We start from the raw sequence: 18,682 nt of genomic DNA, 5'->3' as shown, positions 1-18,682 counted from the left end.
TGCAATATATAAAAGTTACCTTTAAATAACAGGGTATAAAAGCAAAAAGCCATGCCTAAAAGTAGATGAGGCATGGCTTCAATAACGAGTAAGTGAAATTAAGCTTGTGCTTTCTCTTTGCTATCTGCGCTTTGTAAAATCTTACGAACTGGAATAATCAGTGCAGCAAGAACAATGGCACAAATAACCAGAGCGATAGAAACATGAGAGAAGAAATCAGGCATAACATCCAATTTGTCTGGACGAATATTCCCCCCCATTAAACCAGCAGCTAAATTACCTAATGCGCTTGCACAGAACCATAGTCCCATGACCTGCCCACGCATTCTTGCTGGAGCTAAAATAGTCATTGTGGCAAGGCCAATTGGGCTTAGACATAATTCACCTAATGTCAGCAATAAGATGCTACCAATCAACCAAAGTGGTGAAACACCTTGTCCTGTTGCGATAACGCTCTCAGATGCAAACATCATGACGGTAAAGCCACCTGCTGCAAATAAAATACCAATCACGAATTTAGTGATGCTGCTTAAATTCATATTCTTACGTGCCATCATTGGCCATAACCAGCTAAAGACAGGAGCAAGAACAATAATAAACAGCGCGTTTACAGACTGGAACCAAACTGCTGGGATCTCAAAACCCATAAAGTTTAAGTCTGTATAGTCATTGGCAAATAAGTTAAATGATGTTGGTTTTTGTTCGAATGCAGACCAGAAAAGGGCGGCTGAAACCAATAAAAGGAAACAAACAAATAAGCGAGAACGATCACTACTACTTAATCCAGCGAATAGGAATAAATAGATAAAATAGGCGATAACACTACCGGAAATCACATAGACCATAAAGTTAGCCACAGCAACTGGGTTAAAAGGAATAACACCAGAAATAATAAGGCCAACAATTGCCATAAGAACGACAGATAATGCTAAAATCCATTGACCGACATTACGACGAACAACGGTTGGGCGATCCCAGCTTGAATCTAAACCAACTTCGCTATCAAAACGACGCATGGTCGGTACTGCATAAAAGCGGAAAATCAGTAACGCAACAAGCATACCAATCCCACCGATACCAAAGCCCCAATGCCAGCCATAATCACGTACTAAGAAACCCGTGATGAGTGGTGCAATAAATGAGCCCATATTGATACCCATATAAAATAAGGAAAATCCACCATCACGGCGAGTATCATCCCTTTTATATAAGGTTCCTACCATCACTGTGACACAGGTTTTAAATAACCCTGTACCTAATACAATCAGTAATAAACCGATAAAGAACAGATCTTGTGACCAAAACGCAGAAAGTGCGATGGATAGGTGCCCTAATGCGATAAAGATAGAGCCATACCATACAGCTAGGCGTTGACCTAACCAGTTATCAGCGAGCCAACCTCCAGGTAGCGATGTTAAATAAACACCACCGGCGAAAATACCCACAATAGCAGAAGCCTGCTCTCTGGGGATTTCCATGCCACCCTCATAAACGGTTGCCGCCATAAATAGAATTAATAATGGGCGAATACCATAGAAAGAAAAGCGTTCCCACATTTCAGTGAAGAAAAGGGAGCTTAATGGATATGGGTGGCCAAAGAAAGTTCGGCTAGATTTTGAGTGAGTAGATTGCATCTTAAATTCCCAAAAAAAACCTCTACAGGTCGTTTGCAAGTAAAAAGAACAAAATATTAGCAAGTGATGAAACAAAATTATTTCATTCTGTTATCAGTATTCACTGCATTTAATTAATATATTTTTAACATACTTTTGTCAGAATTTAGCGACTAAAAGTATATTTAATACTTTATAAACCATTTTTTGGTGCAAAAGTCGATAAAAATCTCATTTTGCAATAGTTAACCTTGCAATTTTTTGAAAAAAGAGGACAAGAAAGTTTTAGAGGTCTTAACAAATGGGGGTTAAGAATGTTCTTAATAAACAATAAATTACAAAAAATAGAATAAAAAAAGTAACAATTAGGCCTTTAAATGTAAAAGTGTAATTTTTTGAAGAAAAAAAACTATTAACTGATCTTATTTGTGGATTTTTTGACTACTTTTCTTGTGGCGTTCTAAAGCTTAACCAAGAATAAATTAGATTAAAAAAGACAACAGCTGCGGTGAAATAAAAAACAGCTCTAAATCCATAGCTTGCAGCAACAAAAGCACCCATTAACGGTCCTGTAACATTTCCAACATCTCTTAGTGCTTGGTTATAACTAAAAATTCGACCAGCAATAGCAGGGGTAATGTTATAGAGAATAAGCGTTTGTACTGCAGGTAACATGGCCGCATTAACTGCGCCAAGTAAAAATCGTAACGCACCAAGTTCCCAATAATTACTGACCAGCGCCATTGGAATTAACATAAAAATAGAGAGTCCGAGGGTAAAAATAAGGACTTTATCAGGGCCAATTCGGTCGCCTAGCTTACCAAAGCGAGGGGCGCTAATAAGTGCAGCAATACCAGGTACAGAGGCAACAACGCCACTGATAAAGGCAAGGTTACTGACCGATCCTGTTAATTCACGGATATAAAGTGTCAAAATAGGCGTAACAGAGCCCGTTGCCACTTGTATTATCATTGTGGTGAAAAATAGACATACAACGAGTCTTTTGTTTTTAAGCGATGAAAAAACTTGTTTTGTGGTTAGTGCGTCTTTTTTAGAAACAGGCGTGAAGTTTTCACTCACAAAAAAGAGGGTGACTAAAAAACAAATAAATAAAACCGCTGAAGTAATAAAGAATACAGGGCGCAAACCATAGAGGTCAGCAAGCATCCCTCCAATTAAAGGACCAATTAAAGCGCCACTTACGGCACCTGTTGAAAGGGTCCCTAATGCCCAACCACTTTTTTTGACAGGAACTTGAGTTGCAATTAATGCGTTAGCATTAGGAACAAAGCCACCTAATACACCTAGCAAGGCACGTAATACCAATAATTGCCATATATTTTGTGCAAAACCAATTAATACCATGACGATGGCCATGCCAAGGGCAGAGCGTAATAGCATTAATTTTCGACCTTTCCTATCAGATAATTTTCCCCAGAAAGGGGCGGCGATAGCAGAAAAAAGAAAAGTAATACTAAATGCTACACCCGTCCAAAGGTTAAGTTCTTCATGATCGGTTATACCTAATTCTTCAACATATAAAGGAAGAAAAGGCATAATCAAACTAAAACCTGCGCCGGTTAGAAAACAACCAAACCAGACAATATAAAGATTACGTTTCCAAGAATTATTTCGGGGCTTGAGATCCATGTTACTCCTTTAGCCGAGAACGAGAGAGTAAACCAAGAAAATAGGCTGAACATAACCGTGGTGACGTTGAATATTATGACAACGCATCGGTTTTCTTATTTATAGTGAATAAGAATATAGCCATGATACAGAATAAGTGCGATAGGTCTTGCTCTTATAATGTTTTTTGCAGGAGTTTACAGCTTGTGCTGTTGTTGATTTTATTATTGTTGTATCAGCGTGTTGTTATATTACAAAGTGGCTGCTTTGGAATAAAACAGCCACTTTGTGATTAATGTACTTTCTTTATTTCGTTATATAAAGAAGCATCACCTTCTGGGCGGGTTTTAAAGCGGCGATGCAGCCACATATATTGGTCTGGCGCACGTAAAATCTCTTGTTCAACCACTTTATTCATCGCTTTAGCAGTATTTACCTCATTATCAACGGGGAAATCAGCAACAGCCGGAGAAATAATTAGCTCATAACCCTTACCTTCAGGTAAGCGTTTGGGCGTAAATGGAATTAATGCAGGTTTGCTGGTTCTTGCCAGAATATAAGTTCCTGTTGTTGTTGCCGCTTTATCAACAGCAAACAAAGGTACAAAAACGCTTTTCCGTGGACCATAATCATGGTCAGGTGCATACCAAACAATTTCACCCGCTTTTAAACTACGTATCATGCCTTTGACATCTTTTCTGTCGATCATCGATTTATTAGAGCGTAATCGACCCCATGTTTGTAGCCAGTCCATAACAGGGTTATCGTTAGGGCGGTAAACACCAATTCCTGGGTTATAGATACCAAAAATACGAGCACCAAGTTCAAGAGTAAGAAAATGTATCCCAATAAGTAAGATGCCTTGTCCTTTTTCTTGAATCGCTGAAATGTTTTCAAGTCCGCTGACTTTAAACCAGCGCTTAACTCGCCATTCAGGCCAAAACCAAGCCATTCCAGTCTCAAACAATCCCATACCAACGGATTCGAAATTTTTATTAACTAAAGCTTCGCGTTCACTTTTTGGCATTTGTGGAAAACAAAGTTCAATATTTCGTTCCGCTATTTGGACACGTTTTTTTAAAAAAACTTTAGAGAAACGGCCTAGGCGCGTACCTAGCCAATAAATGACAGGATAAGGAAGCAGAACCAGAATATAGAGTAATCCGATCCCAAACCAAGTTAGCCAATACTTAGGCTGCAAAAATGATTTTTTAAATGGAGGTGACTTTATCATAAGCCTATCTATTTACTATTTTTCCAATGAATATCTTATATTGTGACACTTTTTGGCGCAGATAAGAAATTTTGTCATAAATTAGGTGAAATTATTTCAATGCCTTGTAATGCAGTCACCAATTCAGCAATATTTTTAGCGGCCATTTTATCCATCACTTTGGCTCGATGAACTTCAACAGTTCTTATTGAAACACAAGCAACTTCAGCGATTTCTCGGTTCATTAAACCTTGAATAACATAATAAGCAATGTCTTTTTCTCTAGGGGTTAATGATGCATAGCGACGACGAATATCATGTGCTGTAAAACGGATATTTGTTTCAAGAAATGCGGTATCTAAGGCAGATAGCAGTGCATTGCTATCAACGGGTTTTTGTAAAAAATCAATGGCTCCCTTTTTGATCTCCTCCACAGCCATAGGAATATCACCATGGCCCGTTAAAAAAATCACAGAAAGTGTGCTGTGCTTATCAATTAAATGCTGGTGGACTTGTCTACCGTCAAGTTTTGGCATCCGCATATCTAATAGCACAACCCCTTGTTGGTAGAGATTGACATTGTTGATAAAAAATTCGCTATCATTCCAAACATGGGCTGAATAACCTAAGCTTTCTAATAAAAACTGACAAGCATCAGTGACTGCAAGATCATCATCAACAAGGTGAATAGTGGGCATTTTCTCTCCGTTATTTATTTTTATTAGGGAAAATAAGTGTGATTTTTAATCCGACATTATTTTGCTCATTTTGTTGATTTTCAATGTGAATATCCGCACCTTGAGAAAGTAGTAATCGTTGGCAAATCACTAAACCTAATCCAAGCCCCTCCGTTTTTGTTGTTTGGAATGGAGAAAAAGGTTGTTCAAGCTGACTATGACTCATTCCGCCTGCATCATCTTCAATAACGACAAGCAATCTATCCGGTGCTTTGTGTGTACTTATCTTCAAGTGCTTCGCACCTGCTTGCAGGCTATTGGTGATTAAATTAGATAAAATTTGCTCTAATAAGGTTTCAGGCAAACACAGAGTATCATGTTCATCAACATGTGTTTTCAGTGAAACTTGTGGGTATTTTTCTTCTACACGTAAAAGTTTCCAAATATGGTGGATACACTCTGCGATATTCTGATGAGAAAGCGTAATTGTATCTGTGTTAGGTGTCTGTTTTCCAACCCATAAACGTAGATTTCTAATGATATCAGCACCGCGTTGTGCTTGCTTGTCTATTTGTTGCAATGCAGGTAATAGTGGGTGTGACTCATTTTCTTTTTTAAGGCGAATAACACTACCTTGTGCATAACTTTTTATGGCAGAAAGAGGCTGATTAAGTTCGTGGGCAAATCCTGAAGCCATCTCCCCCAATATATTTAAGCGTTGAGCATGTTCTAATTCTTCTTTTTGCTGCCTTAATCGATTATGTGCATGCTCTAATTGTTGACTACGACGTCTTACTAAATAGCTAATCCACACTTGGTTTAAAATAAGAAAAAGAATAGCCGCCAACGAAAGACCAATAATAAATTGGTGCTGAATTGCCCAGCTTTTTGCATCCTGCCAAAGTTGTCGTTGTCGAGGATGTTGGTTGACTTCTCTGAGTAAGTTTTCAACTTGTGTATGTGACGCAGGAGCTCCCCATTTCATGGGTTTACTGTCATCTGTGAGTAAAATGCGAGTTACTTTATCAACTAACTCATCAGGCACAGTGTCTAATGCTGCGAATGACCAATTAGGATATAGGGGGGTACTGGTTAAACACGGCGTGTTAGTTTGATAGGAAATCACTGGGCGATAATCACTTTTTCGAATCAATCCCTCATTATCCATATTTTCTAGTAGGCAAACGGGAATAATTGCCGCGTTAATATCTTCATCTCGTAAGAGATAAAGCAAGGCATCGGCGGGAAAACCGGTGAAACGTAATGTGAAATCTTTATCGGGATCAATACCTTCTTCGCGTAGTGCTTTATAACCTAAAAGATAACCACCAAAAGCATCAGGAGCAATGGCACCAACACGCTTTCCTATTAGCTCGTGAACAGACGTAATTGGGCTGTCATTACGAACTAAAATCAGGCTACCAATCACATTTCGTGTTGTGTTGTCAGGCTCATAACCAGAGCGTAAAGAGAGCAACCAGCGTAATGGAAAAGCATTATCTAATTGGATAAATTGCGCAGGGTTTGTTAGCAAGAAATCAACATTTTTTTTCGCTACTGCTAGCTTCATTTCTTCCAGATTTAAGGGAACTAACACAAAATTTTCTGAAGGAAATTGTTCATTTAATGTTTGAACAAGAGGCAACCAGTGTCTTTGTGTTGAAGCATCCCCCCGTAAAGCTAAGACGCCAATGCTCCACTCTTTTGCAATGGCATGTAGAGGTAGTACAAAAAAGAGTAGCAATAATCCGATACTTACTGCTTTTCTTATCCCAATTGTCTGTTTTATCGTCATAAATATCTAATGTTAAATATTGTTTTGGATCAAGTTCATACCCAGTATGTGGTAAACCACAATAGGTGTTGTCTTCAGTAATTTTTACAATGCACTTATAACAAAACACATACTTTTTACTTTCTATTTCCTTCACTCATTGTGAGATTGTGTTGTTGAGTGATGCTGGAGACAAATATGGATCTTGGAAAACGAAAATTTCTACAACAATTAGGGGTCCTTACTGCAGGTGCTTCACTGGTTCCTTTAGCTGAAGCCGGCATTAAATTATCACCTGAGCGTCGTGAAGGCTCGGAAGATAAACGCTATGGCATGCTGATTGATTTACGCCGTTGTGTAGGATGCCAGTCCTGTACTGTGAGCTGTAATATTGAAAATCAAACACCCCAAGGGCAATTTAGGACGACAGTAAACCAATATCAGGTTGCTATCAAGGGGCAAGAAGGGATAACTAACGTCTTGCTACCTAGATTATGTAACCATTGTGATGAACCGCCTTGTGTCCCAGTTTGCCCTGTCCAAGCAACTTTCCAACGTAAAGATGGCATTGTTGTTGTTGATAATGAACGTTGTGTTGGTTGTGCTTATTGTGTTCAAGCATGTCCTTACGATGCACGTTTTATTAATCACTCAACACAAACTGCGGATAAATGCACTTTCTGTGCACATCGCCTTGAAGTCGGTTTATTGCCAGCCTGTGTCGAATCTTGTGTTGGCGGCGCGCGTATCATTGGTGATATGAAAGATCCTAATAGCACTATCAGCAAAATGCTGCGTACACATGAAAAAGAGCTGAAAGTATTAAAACCAGAAAGTGGCACATTGCCACAAGTTTTCTATCTCGGCCTCGATGATGCATTTGTACAACCGTTAGCAGGTCAAGGACAACCGGCATTATGGCAGCAGGAGGTTCACTCATGATCTCGCAAGTCTCTCAAATTCAAGAAGTCATGGCTATCCCGCAAGAATATTTTTGGTTGCCTTGGGCTGTGCAGTATTTCTTTTTTATTGGTATTGCTTGCAGTGCAACACTTTACGCCTGTTGGCAGTGTTGGAAAGGCCGAGCCGGTAATCAACGTTTAGAAGCTGTTGCGGTATTTATTGCAGTAACCGCGGGTATTACAGCACCGCTTGCTTTAACTGCAGATTTACACCAGACCGCGCGTGTATGGCACTTTTATGCTTATCCAACACCGTGGTCGTGGATGGCATGGGGTTCAATATTATTGCCATTATTCTCGGCGTTTAGCATGCTTTACTTTGCGGCAATGGTTGTTCGCTTAGTGTGGAAACGTGAATATAAATTAACACGTTGGGTTGCATTAGCTTGCTCATTAACTGCAATTGGTTTGCTGTTATATACAGGGCGCGAAGCCTCTATCTTAAAAGCAAGACCTGTGCTGTATACCTATTGGTTACCGATCCTTCTGTTCTTTAGTGCAATGCAAGTACTACCAACATTGTTGGCATTAGGAACGCGCCGTGAACCTATACATCAACGTGAATTAGCGATGTGGTTTGTAAGTTCATTAATGTTATTAGCAGTATGTACGGGTTTTTGGGTTGCTGGCGATACTATTTCAGGCCAGGCCATTAGACAACAATTAGCAATGGGAAGTCTTGGCTGGTGGAGTGCTATGGGCGTTATCGCACTATGGGCTATCTCTGTTGCAATGGGACTTTTGATGGCAAAACAAGCCCGTTCGGTTGCATTTATTACCATGATGGCATTTGTATCAATGGGGCTTGCGTGGGTATTACGCTGGTTAATGTTGATGGGTGCGCAGTATCTTCCAAAATATAACATTATTACAAATCCTTATGAGTTTACGCTAGGCAATGATGGACTGATGGCAATCGTTGGAACATTTGGATTGTGGATAGCGTTAACCATCATCTTTAGAGAAAGTATTCGTTGGGTTGTCAGGAGAGTGCAGCATGGCTAAATTTACAAGACGTCAATGGCTTAAAGGTGGATTAGTTATCGGTGGTATTGCCGCATTTGCTGCCAGCTACCGTGATGTTGCTAAACGTGCCGTAGATGGTTTAGTTGATGGCACATCGGGTAAAGTGACACTTGATAGGATCAATGGTAACTCGTTATTACCTGAAGGTAAGGTTGTTAAAGAGAGCAATTGGCAAGCGAATACTGATCAATCTGTTTGTATGACCCAATGTTTTGGTTGTTGGACGCAATGCGGTGTTCGTGCCCGTGTTGATCGAGCAAACAATAAAGTATTACGTATTGCAGGTAACCCTTATCATCCACTTTCTCATGATCATCATTTTGGCTACAACATGCCAATTAAAGAAGCATTTGAAAAAATGGGGGGTGAAAGTGGGTTAGAAAATCGCTCTACGGCTTGTGCGCGTGGTGCAACCATGATGGAAAGCCTTGATAGCCCAACTCGTATTCTTGAACCGATGAAACGAGTCGGTAAACGGGGTGAAGGTAAATGGAAACGCATTAGCTTTGAACAATTGATCCAAGAAATTGTTGAAGGTGGTGATTTGTTTGGAGAAGGTCATGTTGATGGTTTACGTGCGATCCGTGATTTAGACACTCTTATTGATCCCAAACAACCCTCATTAGGCCCTAAAGCTAACCAATTATTAATGACAAATGCGGGTGATGATGGGCGTGATACGTTTATTCGTCGCTTTGCTCAAAATTCATTTGGTAGTAAAAACTTTGGTGCTCATGGCTCTTATTGTGGATTAGCGTATCGTGCTGGTTCTGGTGCGCTAATGAACGATTTAGATAAAAACGCCCACGTTAAACCAGATTGGGATTACGTTGAATTTGCACTGTTCTTAGGAACATCACCAGCACAATCAGGTAATCCATTTAAGCGCCAAGGTCGCCAATTAGCTAATGCACGTATTCGTGACTCGTTTAATTATGTGGTTGTTGCACCTGCTTTACCGTTAACAACCACATTAGCTAACGATCATGGGCATTGGGTTCCTGTTCAACCAGGAACGGATGCTGCTTTAGTGATGGGAATGATCCGCTGGATCATTGAAAATAAGCGCTACAATGCAGACTATCTGTCAGTACCAAGCGAAGTTTCAATGAAAAATGTGGGTGAGAAGAGCTGGACAAATGCGACTCACCTTGTGATCAGTGATGAAAAACATCCACTTTCAGGACAAATGCTCACCACGGCACATTTTAATGATATTGCTGAGGGGGAAGAGCAAAACTTAGTGTTATCACTAGATGGTGAATTAGTTCCTGCGACACAAGTCGATAAAGCACAATTATTTGCTACGCATAAAGTCACTTTAAAAACAGGCGCTGAAGTGACGGTAAAATCAAGTTTCCAATTACTTGATGAAGCGGCTAAACGTATGACACTGGCTGAATATAGCGAGCGTTGTAAAGTACCAGAAACGACCATTGCTGCATTAGGCCGTGAATTCACCGCTTATGGGCGAAAAGCTGCTGTTATCTCTCATGGCGGTATGATGGGAGGAAATGGTTTTTATACTGCTTGGAGCGTGATCATGCTCAATGCACTAATAGGTAACTTAAACCTTAAAGGTGGGGTATCTGTTGGTGGCGGTAAATTTAATGGTGCAACAGATGGCCCTTGTTACAAAATGGATAGCTTTAAGGGTAAAGTGAAGCCAAAAGGTATGGTGTTATCGCGTAGTAAAGCTGCCTATGAAAAATCCGATGAATATCGTGAGCGTGTAGAGAAAGGGGAATCTCCATATCCGGCAAAAGCACCTTGGTATCCGTTTGCAGCAGGGCAATTAACTGAGCAACTAGGTTCTGCATTAGCGGGTTATCCTTATTCATTAAAAGCATGGATCACGAATATGACCAATCCTGTTTATGGGATCGCTGGTATTCGTCAAGTAATGGAAGAGCGTCTTAAAGATCCGAAGCATTTGCCTTTAATTATCGGCATTGATGCCTTTATGAATGAAACAACCGCGCTGGCAGACTATATCGTGCCTGATACTCACAATTTTGAAAGTTGGGGATTTAGTGCGCCTTGGTCTGGTGTTCAAGTGAAAGCAAGTACCGCACGTTGGCCGATTATTGAACCTCGAGTTGCTAAAACAGCGGAAGGCCAACCAATCTCAATGGAAACATTCTGTATTGCTGTTGCCAAAGCCTTAGATTTACCCGGCTTTGGTGATAAAGCTATTGAAGATATGGATGGAAATTTCTATCCCATCAATAGTGCAGAAGATTACTATTTACGTGTTGCGGCTAATATGGCTTTTATGGGTGAAAAACCGGTTGCACCTGCAACTAATGAAGATATTTTACTGAGTGGTGTTGATCGAATTTTGCCAGCAATAACTTCCACATTAAAAAATGAAGAAGTATTGCGTGTTGCATATATTTACACACGTGGCGGTCGTTTTGCTCCTTATGACAAAGCATGGAATGGTGATGAAACTGGACCTCAGTGGAAGAAACCATTACAAATTTGGAATGAGGAAGTTGCGAAAAATCATCATGCAATAACGGGTGAGCGTTATAGTGGTTGCCCAACTTATTATCCACCACGTCTTTCAGATGGTAGTGATATTCACCAGCACTATCCTGAAAATGAATGGCCATTAAAACTAATGTCCTTTAAGTCTCATGTCGTGAGTAGTTCTACGGGTATGATACAACGTTTACGAATGGTGAAACCGAGTAATTTGGTCGCAATTAATCCTCAAGATGGTAAAAAATGGGGAGTTAATCATGGTGATAAGGTTCGTATTGTAACACCTGGTGGGCAAGTTGAAGCTGAGATTAGTTTACTCGATGGTGTGATGCCAGGTGTTTTAGCGATTGAACATGGTTATGGGCATCAAGAATTAGGCTCTCGTCAACATTACTTAGATGAACAACCTTTACCGATGGATAAAGATATTGGTAATGGTATCAATCTTAATGATTTAGGGTTTGCTGATCCAACAAGAGAGATAACCAACACTTGGTTAGACTGGGTATCTGGTGCCTCTGTTCGTCAAGGTTTACCTGCTAAAATTGAACGTATCGCTTAATTATTTCTCTTGAACTTTAATCTATCACTTCACTCTTTAAGATGGAGAGTGTAGTGATAACAAAGTGAATAGCTTTTTTTACATTATAAAATAAACATAATATTAGTTTAATTGTTTTAATATCATATGTACCCTACATACATAGTATTATAATAAATTTAAGGTGGCCAACACGCCTATTCGTCACCACATTTACAGAGAGTAATAATAGGAATCGGACTCCTTTTTTCTTTTCTTTATTTTATAATTTAAAGGGATAAGACTACTTTTCATATATGTATTTTAAAATGTTATATATGAAAAATAGCTCAATTCTATTTTTTACGTTAATTTTTTCAGTAATATGTCTCTTGTGTGAATATACTGTGCTATTGCTAATACGTAGCTTTTTAGCTATTTGGTGATTAGGCAATTCGTTCATCCAATAATTAATAATTTTTTGCTCTTGTGTGCTGAAAATAGAACACATAGAGTGTTTATATGTTGGAAAAAATACTTGGCATCGCGATGTGAATAAAGACGTTTTTTCAAGCACCCAAGGAAGTACTCTTTTGGGAAGGATAAAACAGTTATTTGTCAATGCGATAGGTCTTTCCTTATCAGGATAGTTTGCATCAATGTAGAGATAAAGTCGGCAATTTCTTGTTGAAATGAAAAAGAGTTGCAAATGTTGGCAGTGTGCTATTTCTCGGCAATATCGGGTAAGGTCAATGAATATAATATCAGGCATAGAATGATTAATATAATTATTAGCTTCTTGTATAGATGATGCGTCAATAATTTCATGTCTTATATTTCTTTTGGAGAAATAATGTTTTATACCGTTACGAGTAAAGAAACATTCATCAATTATTAATACTTTCACAAATAACTTCCTTGTTTGTTGCTATTCTATTAATTTATTAAAATAAAGATAACTTCATTTTATGTCAATTCGGCTTATATGTTATTTTTTTTAAGATATATCGAATAAAATAATTATTATTACTCTCGTATTAAATGATGATTTATTTATTAATGTTGTTAGTTATTTCTCATAATATGAAAATTATGAATAGATAATATATAAGAAATTATTATGCGGAATGATAAAAATGAGAACAGGAGTACATTGTACTCCTGCTTTGCGTTCGCTATCTTTTTGTCGATCTTTTTATTAATGCTTGGTGTTGTCTGAAACAGAATCTTCAGATGACTCAATTTTATCAATACCTGCTTGAAGAATATGAATCAACTGTTTAGCTATGTCTGTTGTGAGCCAAAGTGTCTTATCTACAACTGCATTTTCTGGATGATGTTCGTTTTCAGGAAGATAATGTAAACGCAACATCATGGCATCGTAGATGTCAACGGTACTGATATCCCAGCCTACAACAGGATGTGTCTGTATAACTTCATTTTTTCTACTCATAATACCTCCTAATCATACAGCCGGTTTTGACTAAGAGAGAAGCTCCCACGCAATGTGGTTACTTTTCAGTATACGAGATTTATCATGATTAAAAAGATAAATTTTTGTTGTAACAAAAAAATGTGTGCTGGCTCTGATAAAAGAGTAATGCACCATTAACAGCCGAACAAATGTTATATGGTGCATTTTAGAAGAATATCAAGGGGTGAGATTAATCGACACTAATATCCCAGTGAACATTTTCATTCGCTAGAAATGGGATAAGTGCTTCATTACCACAAAGAATTTGCGCAGGTGCTTCAATGTTTTTTTCTGTTAGCGTAATGGTGCCTTCATTTACAGGTAACCCATAAAAACGTGGACCATTGAGTGAACAGAATGCTTCAAAGTGCGCTAATGCATCAAGTTCTTTAAACACGGTTGCATAGGCGGCTAATGCAGTAGGGGCGTTAAATACACCCGCACAGCCACAAGAGGACTCTTTTCGATGTTGCAAATGAGGTGCAGAGTCTGTTCCTAAGAAAAAGCGAGAATTTCCAGATGCTACTGCTTGTCTTAATGCTTCTTGGTGAACATTACGTTTAAGAATTGGTAGACAATAGAGATGAGGCTTAACACCACCAACCAACATATGATTACGGTTAAACATCAAATGTTGCGGAGTAATGGTGGCACCGAGAAATTCATTTCCTTCTAGCACATACTGAGCCGCTTCTTTGGTTGTAATATGTTCAAAAACTATTTTTAGCTCAGGAAATTGTTTGCGTACAGGGGACATGACGTTATCAATGAAACGTGCTTCTCTATCAAAAATATCAATATGTGAAGCAGTGACTTCGCCGTGGATCAACAATGGCATACCGATTTTTTCCATCACACTTAATATTGGATAAATCTTTGTAATATCAGATACACCATGGCTTGAGTTCGTTGTTGCATTTGCTGGGTAAAGCTTACAGGCAGTGAAAACACCTTGTAAAAAACCTTGTTCAACTTCTGAAGGCAGTGTGCTATCTGTTAAATAGCAAGTCATTAAAGGTTCGAAGTTATCACCAGCAGGAATAGCTGCTTTAATTCGATCACGATAAGCGCGAGCTGCTTCAATAGTTGTAACTGGTGGAACGAGGTTTGGCATGACAATAGCTCTGCCAAAATAATGACTGGTATAAGGAACAACGGTTTTTAGCATGTCATCATCACGAAAGTGAACATGCCAATCATCAGGACGGCGAATAGTGAGGGTGATAGGTTGTGCAGTGGTCATATACCGGCTCCGTGTGTCTTAGGAAAATCGAAAGATCAAGGATTGGATTGGACTAAGTAGTCAAGCCGGAAACGAATGCTAATACGAAAACGATTAAATAGCTACCATTTAATCGTATTTTTTATTATGTATTATAGAATGTTGTAAGGGAAAACAGAGAATAAAATCAAAAGGTTACGAGGGTGACACAAATAGAAATGGCTCCTCCAACTGGACTCGAACCAGTGACATACGGATTAACAGTCCGCCGTTCTACCAACTGAACTATGGAGGAATAACACTAAGTGGCGTGTATCATATAGCGGTAGTTTTGATATGTCAAAGGACAATCCTCGATATTTGTTTAAGTGCGTAGATAAGCAACATTTTGTACGTTTCTAAAACGGATGCTCTGATAAAGAGGTGGGGTTTTCTGCAATAACGAATAAAAATAAGGAGATGAAGTGTTTAACAGTAAAAAAACAGAGATCTTAAAAAAATACATTAACGGAAAAGAGAGGAAATTGGATCATGCTGATGATAGAAAGCAAAAAGCCCGCACTATAATAGCACGGGCTTTTCTAAATTTGGCTCCTCCAACTGGACTTGAACCAGTGACATACGGATTAACAGTCCGCCGTTCTACCGACTGAACTATGGAGGAAGCGTGTTCTCTTGAGAACGAGAAGGATGATAGCGAGGGTGATGAGCTTTGTAAAGTAAAAAAAGTGAAATAATAGTTTAAGTGGTTAAAAAATAACTAATTTATAGGTTTTAAATCAAATAAGGCTACTTTAAGATAAAAATATTCAATAAATCACACTAGGTAAAATGGAAAACATGAAAACGAGTGTTTTTATTAGTCATTAAGTTATAGAAAACTATTGATAAAACTTAGAGAAAAAGAGGCCAGTAAAACCAAAGAAGAAAATAAAAGGCTAGAAAGCAAAAAGCCCACACTATCACAGTGTGGGCTTTTCTAAATTTGGCTCCTCCAACTGGACTTGAACCAGTGACATACGGATTAACAGTCCGCCGTTCTACCGACTGAACTATGGAGGAAGCGTGTTCTCGTGAGAACGAGGCGAATAATAGCTATCCTTTGCTACCTTGTAAAGTAAAAAAATGAAAAAAAACACCGTTTGCTCAAGACTGCATCAAGTTGTTTCTTTTTTGATAAAAATGTATAAAAAATAAATGGTTATCAGTAGATGCTGTGGTCTCTATTATGCGGTGTAATTCTAAAGTCGATAAGAAGCAAAAAGAGGTCTTTTCAAAAGAAAGTTTTTCATACTGTTTAATAATACAATGTAAAGAATGCTGAGGTTAAAGAGAAGATCCAGAGACAATGAACATCACCGATTTATCAACGCCAATTTTAATTGAGTTTGAGGAATTTAAAAAAACACTCCTTTCCTATACAAAAGATAAGGAAGGAGGTTGGGATACGGCTGTTTCTGGATTAGCGTTGTGTCATTATACAGCAACGACAGAATCAGAAGGGTGGATGTATGAGCCAAGTTTGGCTATTGCTGCTCAAGGTGCAAAACAAATAACAATAGGCTTAGAAACAAATTGTTATCGCCCTATGAATATGCTTTTGACATCATCTGATATACCTACTTTTGCTAAAGTTTGTGAAGCCTCTAAAGAGGCACCATTTTTAGCTATTTTACTTAAATTAGATCTCTCTTTATTGCCTGAATTGTTAGCTGAAAATCGATTTGAATTATTGCAAGAAAGCAATCAACATAGAGCTCAACAAGTCGTTCCCGTCACAGCACCAATATTACAAGCAGTCACTAGGCTTATTAAACTGATTGATACACCAGAGGATGTGCCTTTCATTGCTCCTTTGATCCAAAAAGAGATCCTTTATTACTTATTACGATCAAATGGTGGGGCTAGGCAGCAGTTATTAACATCGCAACACCCTCAATGCCGTCAAATTAATCATGCGCTTGATTGGGTTAAGTTGCATTATCGAGACACTATTCGCATTGAAGATTTGACCACATTAGTAGGAATGAGTACCTCTTCATTTCATTTCCACTTTAAAAACCGAACGGGTATGACACCATTACAATATCAAAAATGGCTACGCCTTAATGAAGCCCGACGCATTATGTTAATTGAAATGGCAGACGTCTCTGAAGCCGCATTTAGAGTGGGATATGAAAGCCCATCACAATTTAGTCGTGAATATCATCGATTATTTGGTCTAGCTCCTTTAAAAGATATCCAACGATTAAAAGAATCTGACACTGAAAGGGTATCTTTGGATTATTAGGCAAGAATAATGGAGAAATGAGTTAAAGCAATAATGAATGATTACGTTACAGTCAGCTATTAGATATTGGTATATAAAGGAGTTTGAAGTGGCTAACGTATTTATTATTAATGCATCAAAAGAATTTGATGGTTCTGAAGGAAAACTCAACGATCATTTAACGCAAGTTGCGACGACATTGCTATCTTCACATCAGATAAATGTGCAATCAACACGTATTGATGATGGCTACGATAATGATGAAGAAGTTGATAAATATTTATGGGCTGACGTTATTATTTATCAAATGCCAGCATGGTGGATGGAAGGTCCTTGGATCTTAAAAAAATATATTGATGATGTATTTAGTGCCGGTGGCGATAAACTATTTATTGATGATGGTCGCACACGAAAAGATCCTTCAAAGAAATATGGTTCGGGAGGGTTGCTACAAGGTAAAAAATACTTACTTTCTGTGACTTGGAATGCGCCATTTGAATCTTTTGAAGAACAAGAACAATTCTTTGAAGGAAAAGGTATTGATGCTGTGTATTTTCCATTCCACAAAGCAAATCAGTTTTTAGGCATGGAAGGATTGAAAACCTTCGGAATGTTTGATGTGGTAAAACAACCACAAATTGAAAAAGATATTCAGGCGTATAAAAAGCACTTAGAACAAGAAATTATTGGTTTGTATCATTAAACTTAGCCAAGTGTATTTATTGGCTATTTCTTATTTACAAGAGGTCTAAACAGCCACATGCGGTAGAAATGAAAAAGATAAATTAAAAGATGAGGAAACGTGGCTGACTTTAATAGAAAACATTGATGGGATAGCTAATAGCAAAAAGCCCGCGCTATGACAGTGCGGGCTTTTCTAAATTTGGCTCCTCCAACTGGACTCGAACCAGTGACATACGGATTAACAGTCCGCCGTTCTACCGACTGAACTATGGAGGAAGCGTGTTCTTCTTGAGAACGAGGCGCATAATAACGATGATATATCAGGGTGTCAACGCTAAAAGTAGATTAAATATCTGTTTGGTTGGTTTATCGACAAAGTGGTTAAATAATAGAAGTTATTCTCCGTGTCTTTACGGTTAACACGGAGAATGGATCAAGATTGGGGTGATAATTGTGATGCCGAAATAGATTGTTGGACAGGATCGAATGCCATCAAATAGACATCATAAAAATGAATTTCTTGTTTTTTACTAATAATTTCTCGAATGTCTTCTTTTATCTTTGGTGAAATTGCGGGATGTTGCTGAATTTCATTTACTGCTTCATCAGACAGTTTCTCAAAGGTATACCATTCACCGTTATAGCAAACTCTTAAATCAAGTACGCCAATATCTTCAAATTTATAGATAGGCTTAATATCAAATAGCAATACTCCAGCCATCACTAGGAACATTAAAGTAAAAAGCACCAGTGAAATAATGCCAAAATAAGGAGAGTAGATAAGTAATGCGGCAAGTAATATATAAGAGAGAACCATGCTGATACATAACCAGATATGGTTTTTCAAAAATTGACTATTAAAGTGTGGTTTTCCGTCTCTTTTTTCAGCTTTATTGATCCGGTCTAAATCACGCTCTAAGATTTCTTTTAATACATTCATTGTAAACACCTTAAGAGATGAATGTTGCAAACTTGTTTCTTGTTGCTAGATTATCACGGAGACAAGATAAGCAGGTAGAACAGTTTTTTTAAATTCTGAGATTAACTGTTATTGTAATGCCATTAAGATTATTCTTAGTTGTTGTTAATAATAGAGATAAAATATCAAATAAATTTTATACACAGTGAT

General features: G+C 38.2%; 14 protein-coding genes and 4 tRNA genes. 5 read left to right on the top strand and 13 right to left on the bottom strand.

Going from position 1 to position 18,682, the window contains the following annotated elements; translation table 11 throughout:
- Nucleotides 1-98 precede the first annotated feature (98 nt).
- From ABN080_RS05870 to ttrS, 5 genes are all read right to left on the bottom strand, one after another.
- On the bottom strand, nt 99-1,634 hold the full coding sequence (locus ABN080_RS05870; RefSeq protein ID WP_072068553.1) for a peptide MFS transporter: 1,536 nt from the start codon (nt 1,632-1,634) through the stop codon (nt 99-101).
- 420 nt (nt 1,635-2,054) lie between these two features.
- The gene (mdtG, locus tag ABN080_RS05865) at nt 2,055-3,263 is read right to left on the bottom strand and encodes a multidrug efflux MFS transporter MdtG (RefSeq protein WP_072068552.1); all 1,209 of its coding nucleotides are present in this window, start codon (nt 3,261-3,263) and stop codon (nt 2,055-2,057) included.
- Between the two features lie 271 nt (nt 3,264-3,534).
- Entirely contained in the window at nt 3,535-4,476 is a 942-nt protein-coding gene (locus tag ABN080_RS05860; protein ID WP_349440591.1) for a Kdo(2)-lipid IV(A) acyltransferase, read from the bottom strand.
- A gap of 74 nt (nt 4,477-4,550) precedes the next feature.
- Nucleotides 4,551-5,153, bottom strand: coding sequence for a tetrathionate respiration response regulator TtrR (gene ttrR / locus ABN080_RS05855; RefSeq protein WP_349440590.1), 603 nt, complete (start codon nt 5,151-5,153; stop codon nt 4,551-4,553).
- Between the two features lie 10 nt (nt 5,154-5,163).
- Complete coding sequence (gene ttrS, locus ABN080_RS05850) at nt 5,164-6,927, bottom strand: tetrathionate respiration histidine kinase TtrS (protein WP_197269044.1); 1,764 nt, start codon at nt 6,925-6,927, stop codon at nt 5,164-5,166.
- A 177-nt stretch (nt 6,928-7,104) separates the two neighbouring features.
- Between ttrS and ttrB the strand changes: the two genes are divergently transcribed.
- From ttrB to ttrA, 3 genes are read left to right on the top strand one after another with little or no spacing between them, the layout of a single operon-like run.
- Complete coding sequence (ttrB, locus tag ABN080_RS05845; protein WP_072068548.1) at nt 7,105-7,848, top strand: tetrathionate reductase subunit TtrB; 744 nt, start codon at nt 7,105-7,107, stop codon at nt 7,846-7,848.
- Nucleotides 7,845-8,873: a tetrathionate reductase subunit TtrC gene (gene ttrC, locus ABN080_RS05840; protein ID WP_349440589.1), complete on the top strand. Its 1,029-nt coding sequence runs from the start codon at nt 7,845-7,847 to the stop codon at nt 8,871-8,873. The genes ttrB and ttrC overlap by 4 nt, the downstream gene beginning before the upstream one ends.
- The gene (ttrA, locus tag ABN080_RS05835) at nt 8,866-11,946 is read left to right on the top strand and encodes a tetrathionate reductase subunit TtrA (RefSeq protein ID WP_349440588.1); all 3,081 of its coding nucleotides are present in this window, start codon (nt 8,866-8,868) and stop codon (nt 11,944-11,946) included. The genes ttrC and ttrA overlap by 8 nt, the downstream gene beginning before the upstream one ends.
- Before the next feature lie 262 nt (nt 11,947-12,208).
- Here ttrA and ABN080_RS05830 read toward each other — a convergent pair whose 3' ends face one another.
- The 6 genes from ABN080_RS05830 to ABN080_RS05805 form a co-directional block, all read right to left on the bottom strand.
- Nucleotides 12,209-12,811, bottom strand: a complete 603-nt coding sequence (locus tag ABN080_RS05830) for a response regulator transcription factor (RefSeq protein WP_349440587.1) — start codon at nt 12,809-12,811, stop codon at nt 12,209-12,211.
- Nucleotides 12,812-13,102: 291 nt separating this feature from the next.
- Nucleotides 13,103-13,357 (bottom strand): biofilm formation regulator BssS, encoded by a 255-nt coding sequence (gene bssS, locus ABN080_RS05825; RefSeq protein WP_064720401.1) that lies wholly within the window; start codon nt 13,355-13,357, stop codon nt 13,103-13,105.
- Between the two features lie 211 nt (nt 13,358-13,568).
- Nucleotides 13,569-14,621, bottom strand: a complete 1,053-nt coding sequence (gene pyrC / locus ABN080_RS05820) for a dihydroorotase (protein WP_349440586.1) — start codon at nt 14,619-14,621, stop codon at nt 13,569-13,571.
- Between the two features lie 198 nt (nt 14,622-14,819).
- Nucleotides 14,820-14,895: transfer RNA gene (locus ABN080_RS05815), tRNA-Asn, on the bottom strand.
- Nucleotides 14,896-15,188: 293 nt separating this feature from the next.
- Nucleotides 15,189-15,264 (bottom strand) — tRNA-Asn (locus tag ABN080_RS05810).
- 322 nt (nt 15,265-15,586) lie between these two features.
- Nucleotides 15,587-15,662: transfer RNA gene (locus tag ABN080_RS05805), tRNA-Asn, on the bottom strand.
- Nucleotides 15,663-15,948: 286 nt separating this feature from the next.
- On the opposite strand from ABN080_RS05805, the gene ABN080_RS05800 reads away from it, so the two are divergent.
- Together ABN080_RS05800 and ABN080_RS05795 are read left to right on the top strand one after the other, a co-directional pair.
- Nucleotides 15,949-16,890, top strand: a complete 942-nt coding sequence (locus tag ABN080_RS05800) for an AraC family transcriptional regulator (protein ID WP_349440585.1) — start codon at nt 15,949-15,951, stop codon at nt 16,888-16,890.
- 88 nt (nt 16,891-16,978) lie between these two features.
- On the top strand, nt 16,979-17,572 hold the full coding sequence (locus tag ABN080_RS05795) for an NAD(P)H-dependent oxidoreductase (RefSeq protein WP_196553718.1): 594 nt from the start codon (nt 16,979-16,981) through the stop codon (nt 17,570-17,572).
- Between the two features lie 181 nt (nt 17,573-17,753).
- On the opposite strand, the gene ABN080_RS05790 is transcribed toward ABN080_RS05795, so the two are convergent.
- Together ABN080_RS05790 and ABN080_RS05785 are read right to left on the bottom strand one after the other, a co-directional pair.
- Nucleotides 17,754-17,829 (bottom strand) — tRNA-Asn (locus tag ABN080_RS05790).
- Nucleotides 17,830-17,986: 157 nt separating this feature from the next.
- Nucleotides 17,987-18,493, bottom strand: coding sequence for a YlaC family protein (locus tag ABN080_RS05785; protein WP_196553717.1), 507 nt, complete (start codon nt 18,491-18,493; stop codon nt 17,987-17,989).
- Nucleotides 18,494-18,682 lie beyond the last annotated feature (189 nt).

This window comes from Proteus sp. fly-1089 (assembly GCF_040138965.1).
Classification (GTDB): Bacteria; Pseudomonadota; Gammaproteobacteria; order Enterobacterales; family Enterobacteriaceae; genus Proteus; species Proteus vulgaris_B.
Note: the sequence above shows the minus strand (reverse complement) of the source record. Positions and strands in the feature narration are given on the sequence as shown.

Coding starts and splice junctions, on each gene's coding strand:
- ABN080_RS05870 (WP_072068553.1), bottom strand. CDS start 1,634: ATGCAATCTACTCACTCAAAATCTAGCCGAACTTTCTTTGGCCACCCA.
- mdtG (WP_072068552.1), bottom strand. CDS start 3,263: ATGGATCTCAAGCCCCGAAATAATTCTTGGAAACGTAATCTTTATATT.
- ABN080_RS05860 (WP_349440591.1), bottom strand. CDS start 4,476: ATGATAAAGTCACCTCCATTTAAAAAATCATTTTTGCAGCCTAAGTAT.
- ttrR (WP_349440590.1), bottom strand. CDS start 5,153: ATGCCCACTATTCACCTTGTTGATGATGATCTTGCAGTCACTGATGCT.
- ttrS (WP_197269044.1), bottom strand. CDS start 6,927: ATGACGATAAAACAGACAATTGGGATAAGAAAAGCAGTAAGTATCGGA.
- ttrB (WP_072068548.1), top strand. CDS start 7,105: ATGGATCTTGGAAAACGAAAATTTCTACAACAATTAGGGGTCCTTACT.
- ttrC (WP_349440589.1), top strand. CDS start 7,845: ATGATCTCGCAAGTCTCTCAAATTCAAGAAGTCATGGCTATCCCGCAA.
- ttrA (WP_349440588.1), top strand. CDS start 8,866: ATGGCTAAATTTACAAGACGTCAATGGCTTAAAGGTGGATTAGTTATC.
- bssS (WP_064720401.1), bottom strand. CDS start 13,357: ATGAGTAGAAAAAATGAAGTTATACAGACACATCCTGTTGTAGGCTGG.
- pyrC (WP_349440586.1), bottom strand. CDS start 14,621: ATGACCACTGCACAACCTATCACCCTCACTATTCGCCGTCCTGATGAT.
- ABN080_RS05800 (WP_349440585.1), top strand. CDS start 15,949: ATGAACATCACCGATTTATCAACGCCAATTTTAATTGAGTTTGAGGAA.
- ABN080_RS05785 (WP_196553717.1), bottom strand. CDS start 18,493: ATGAATGTATTAAAAGAAATCTTAGAGCGTGATTTAGACCGGATCAAT.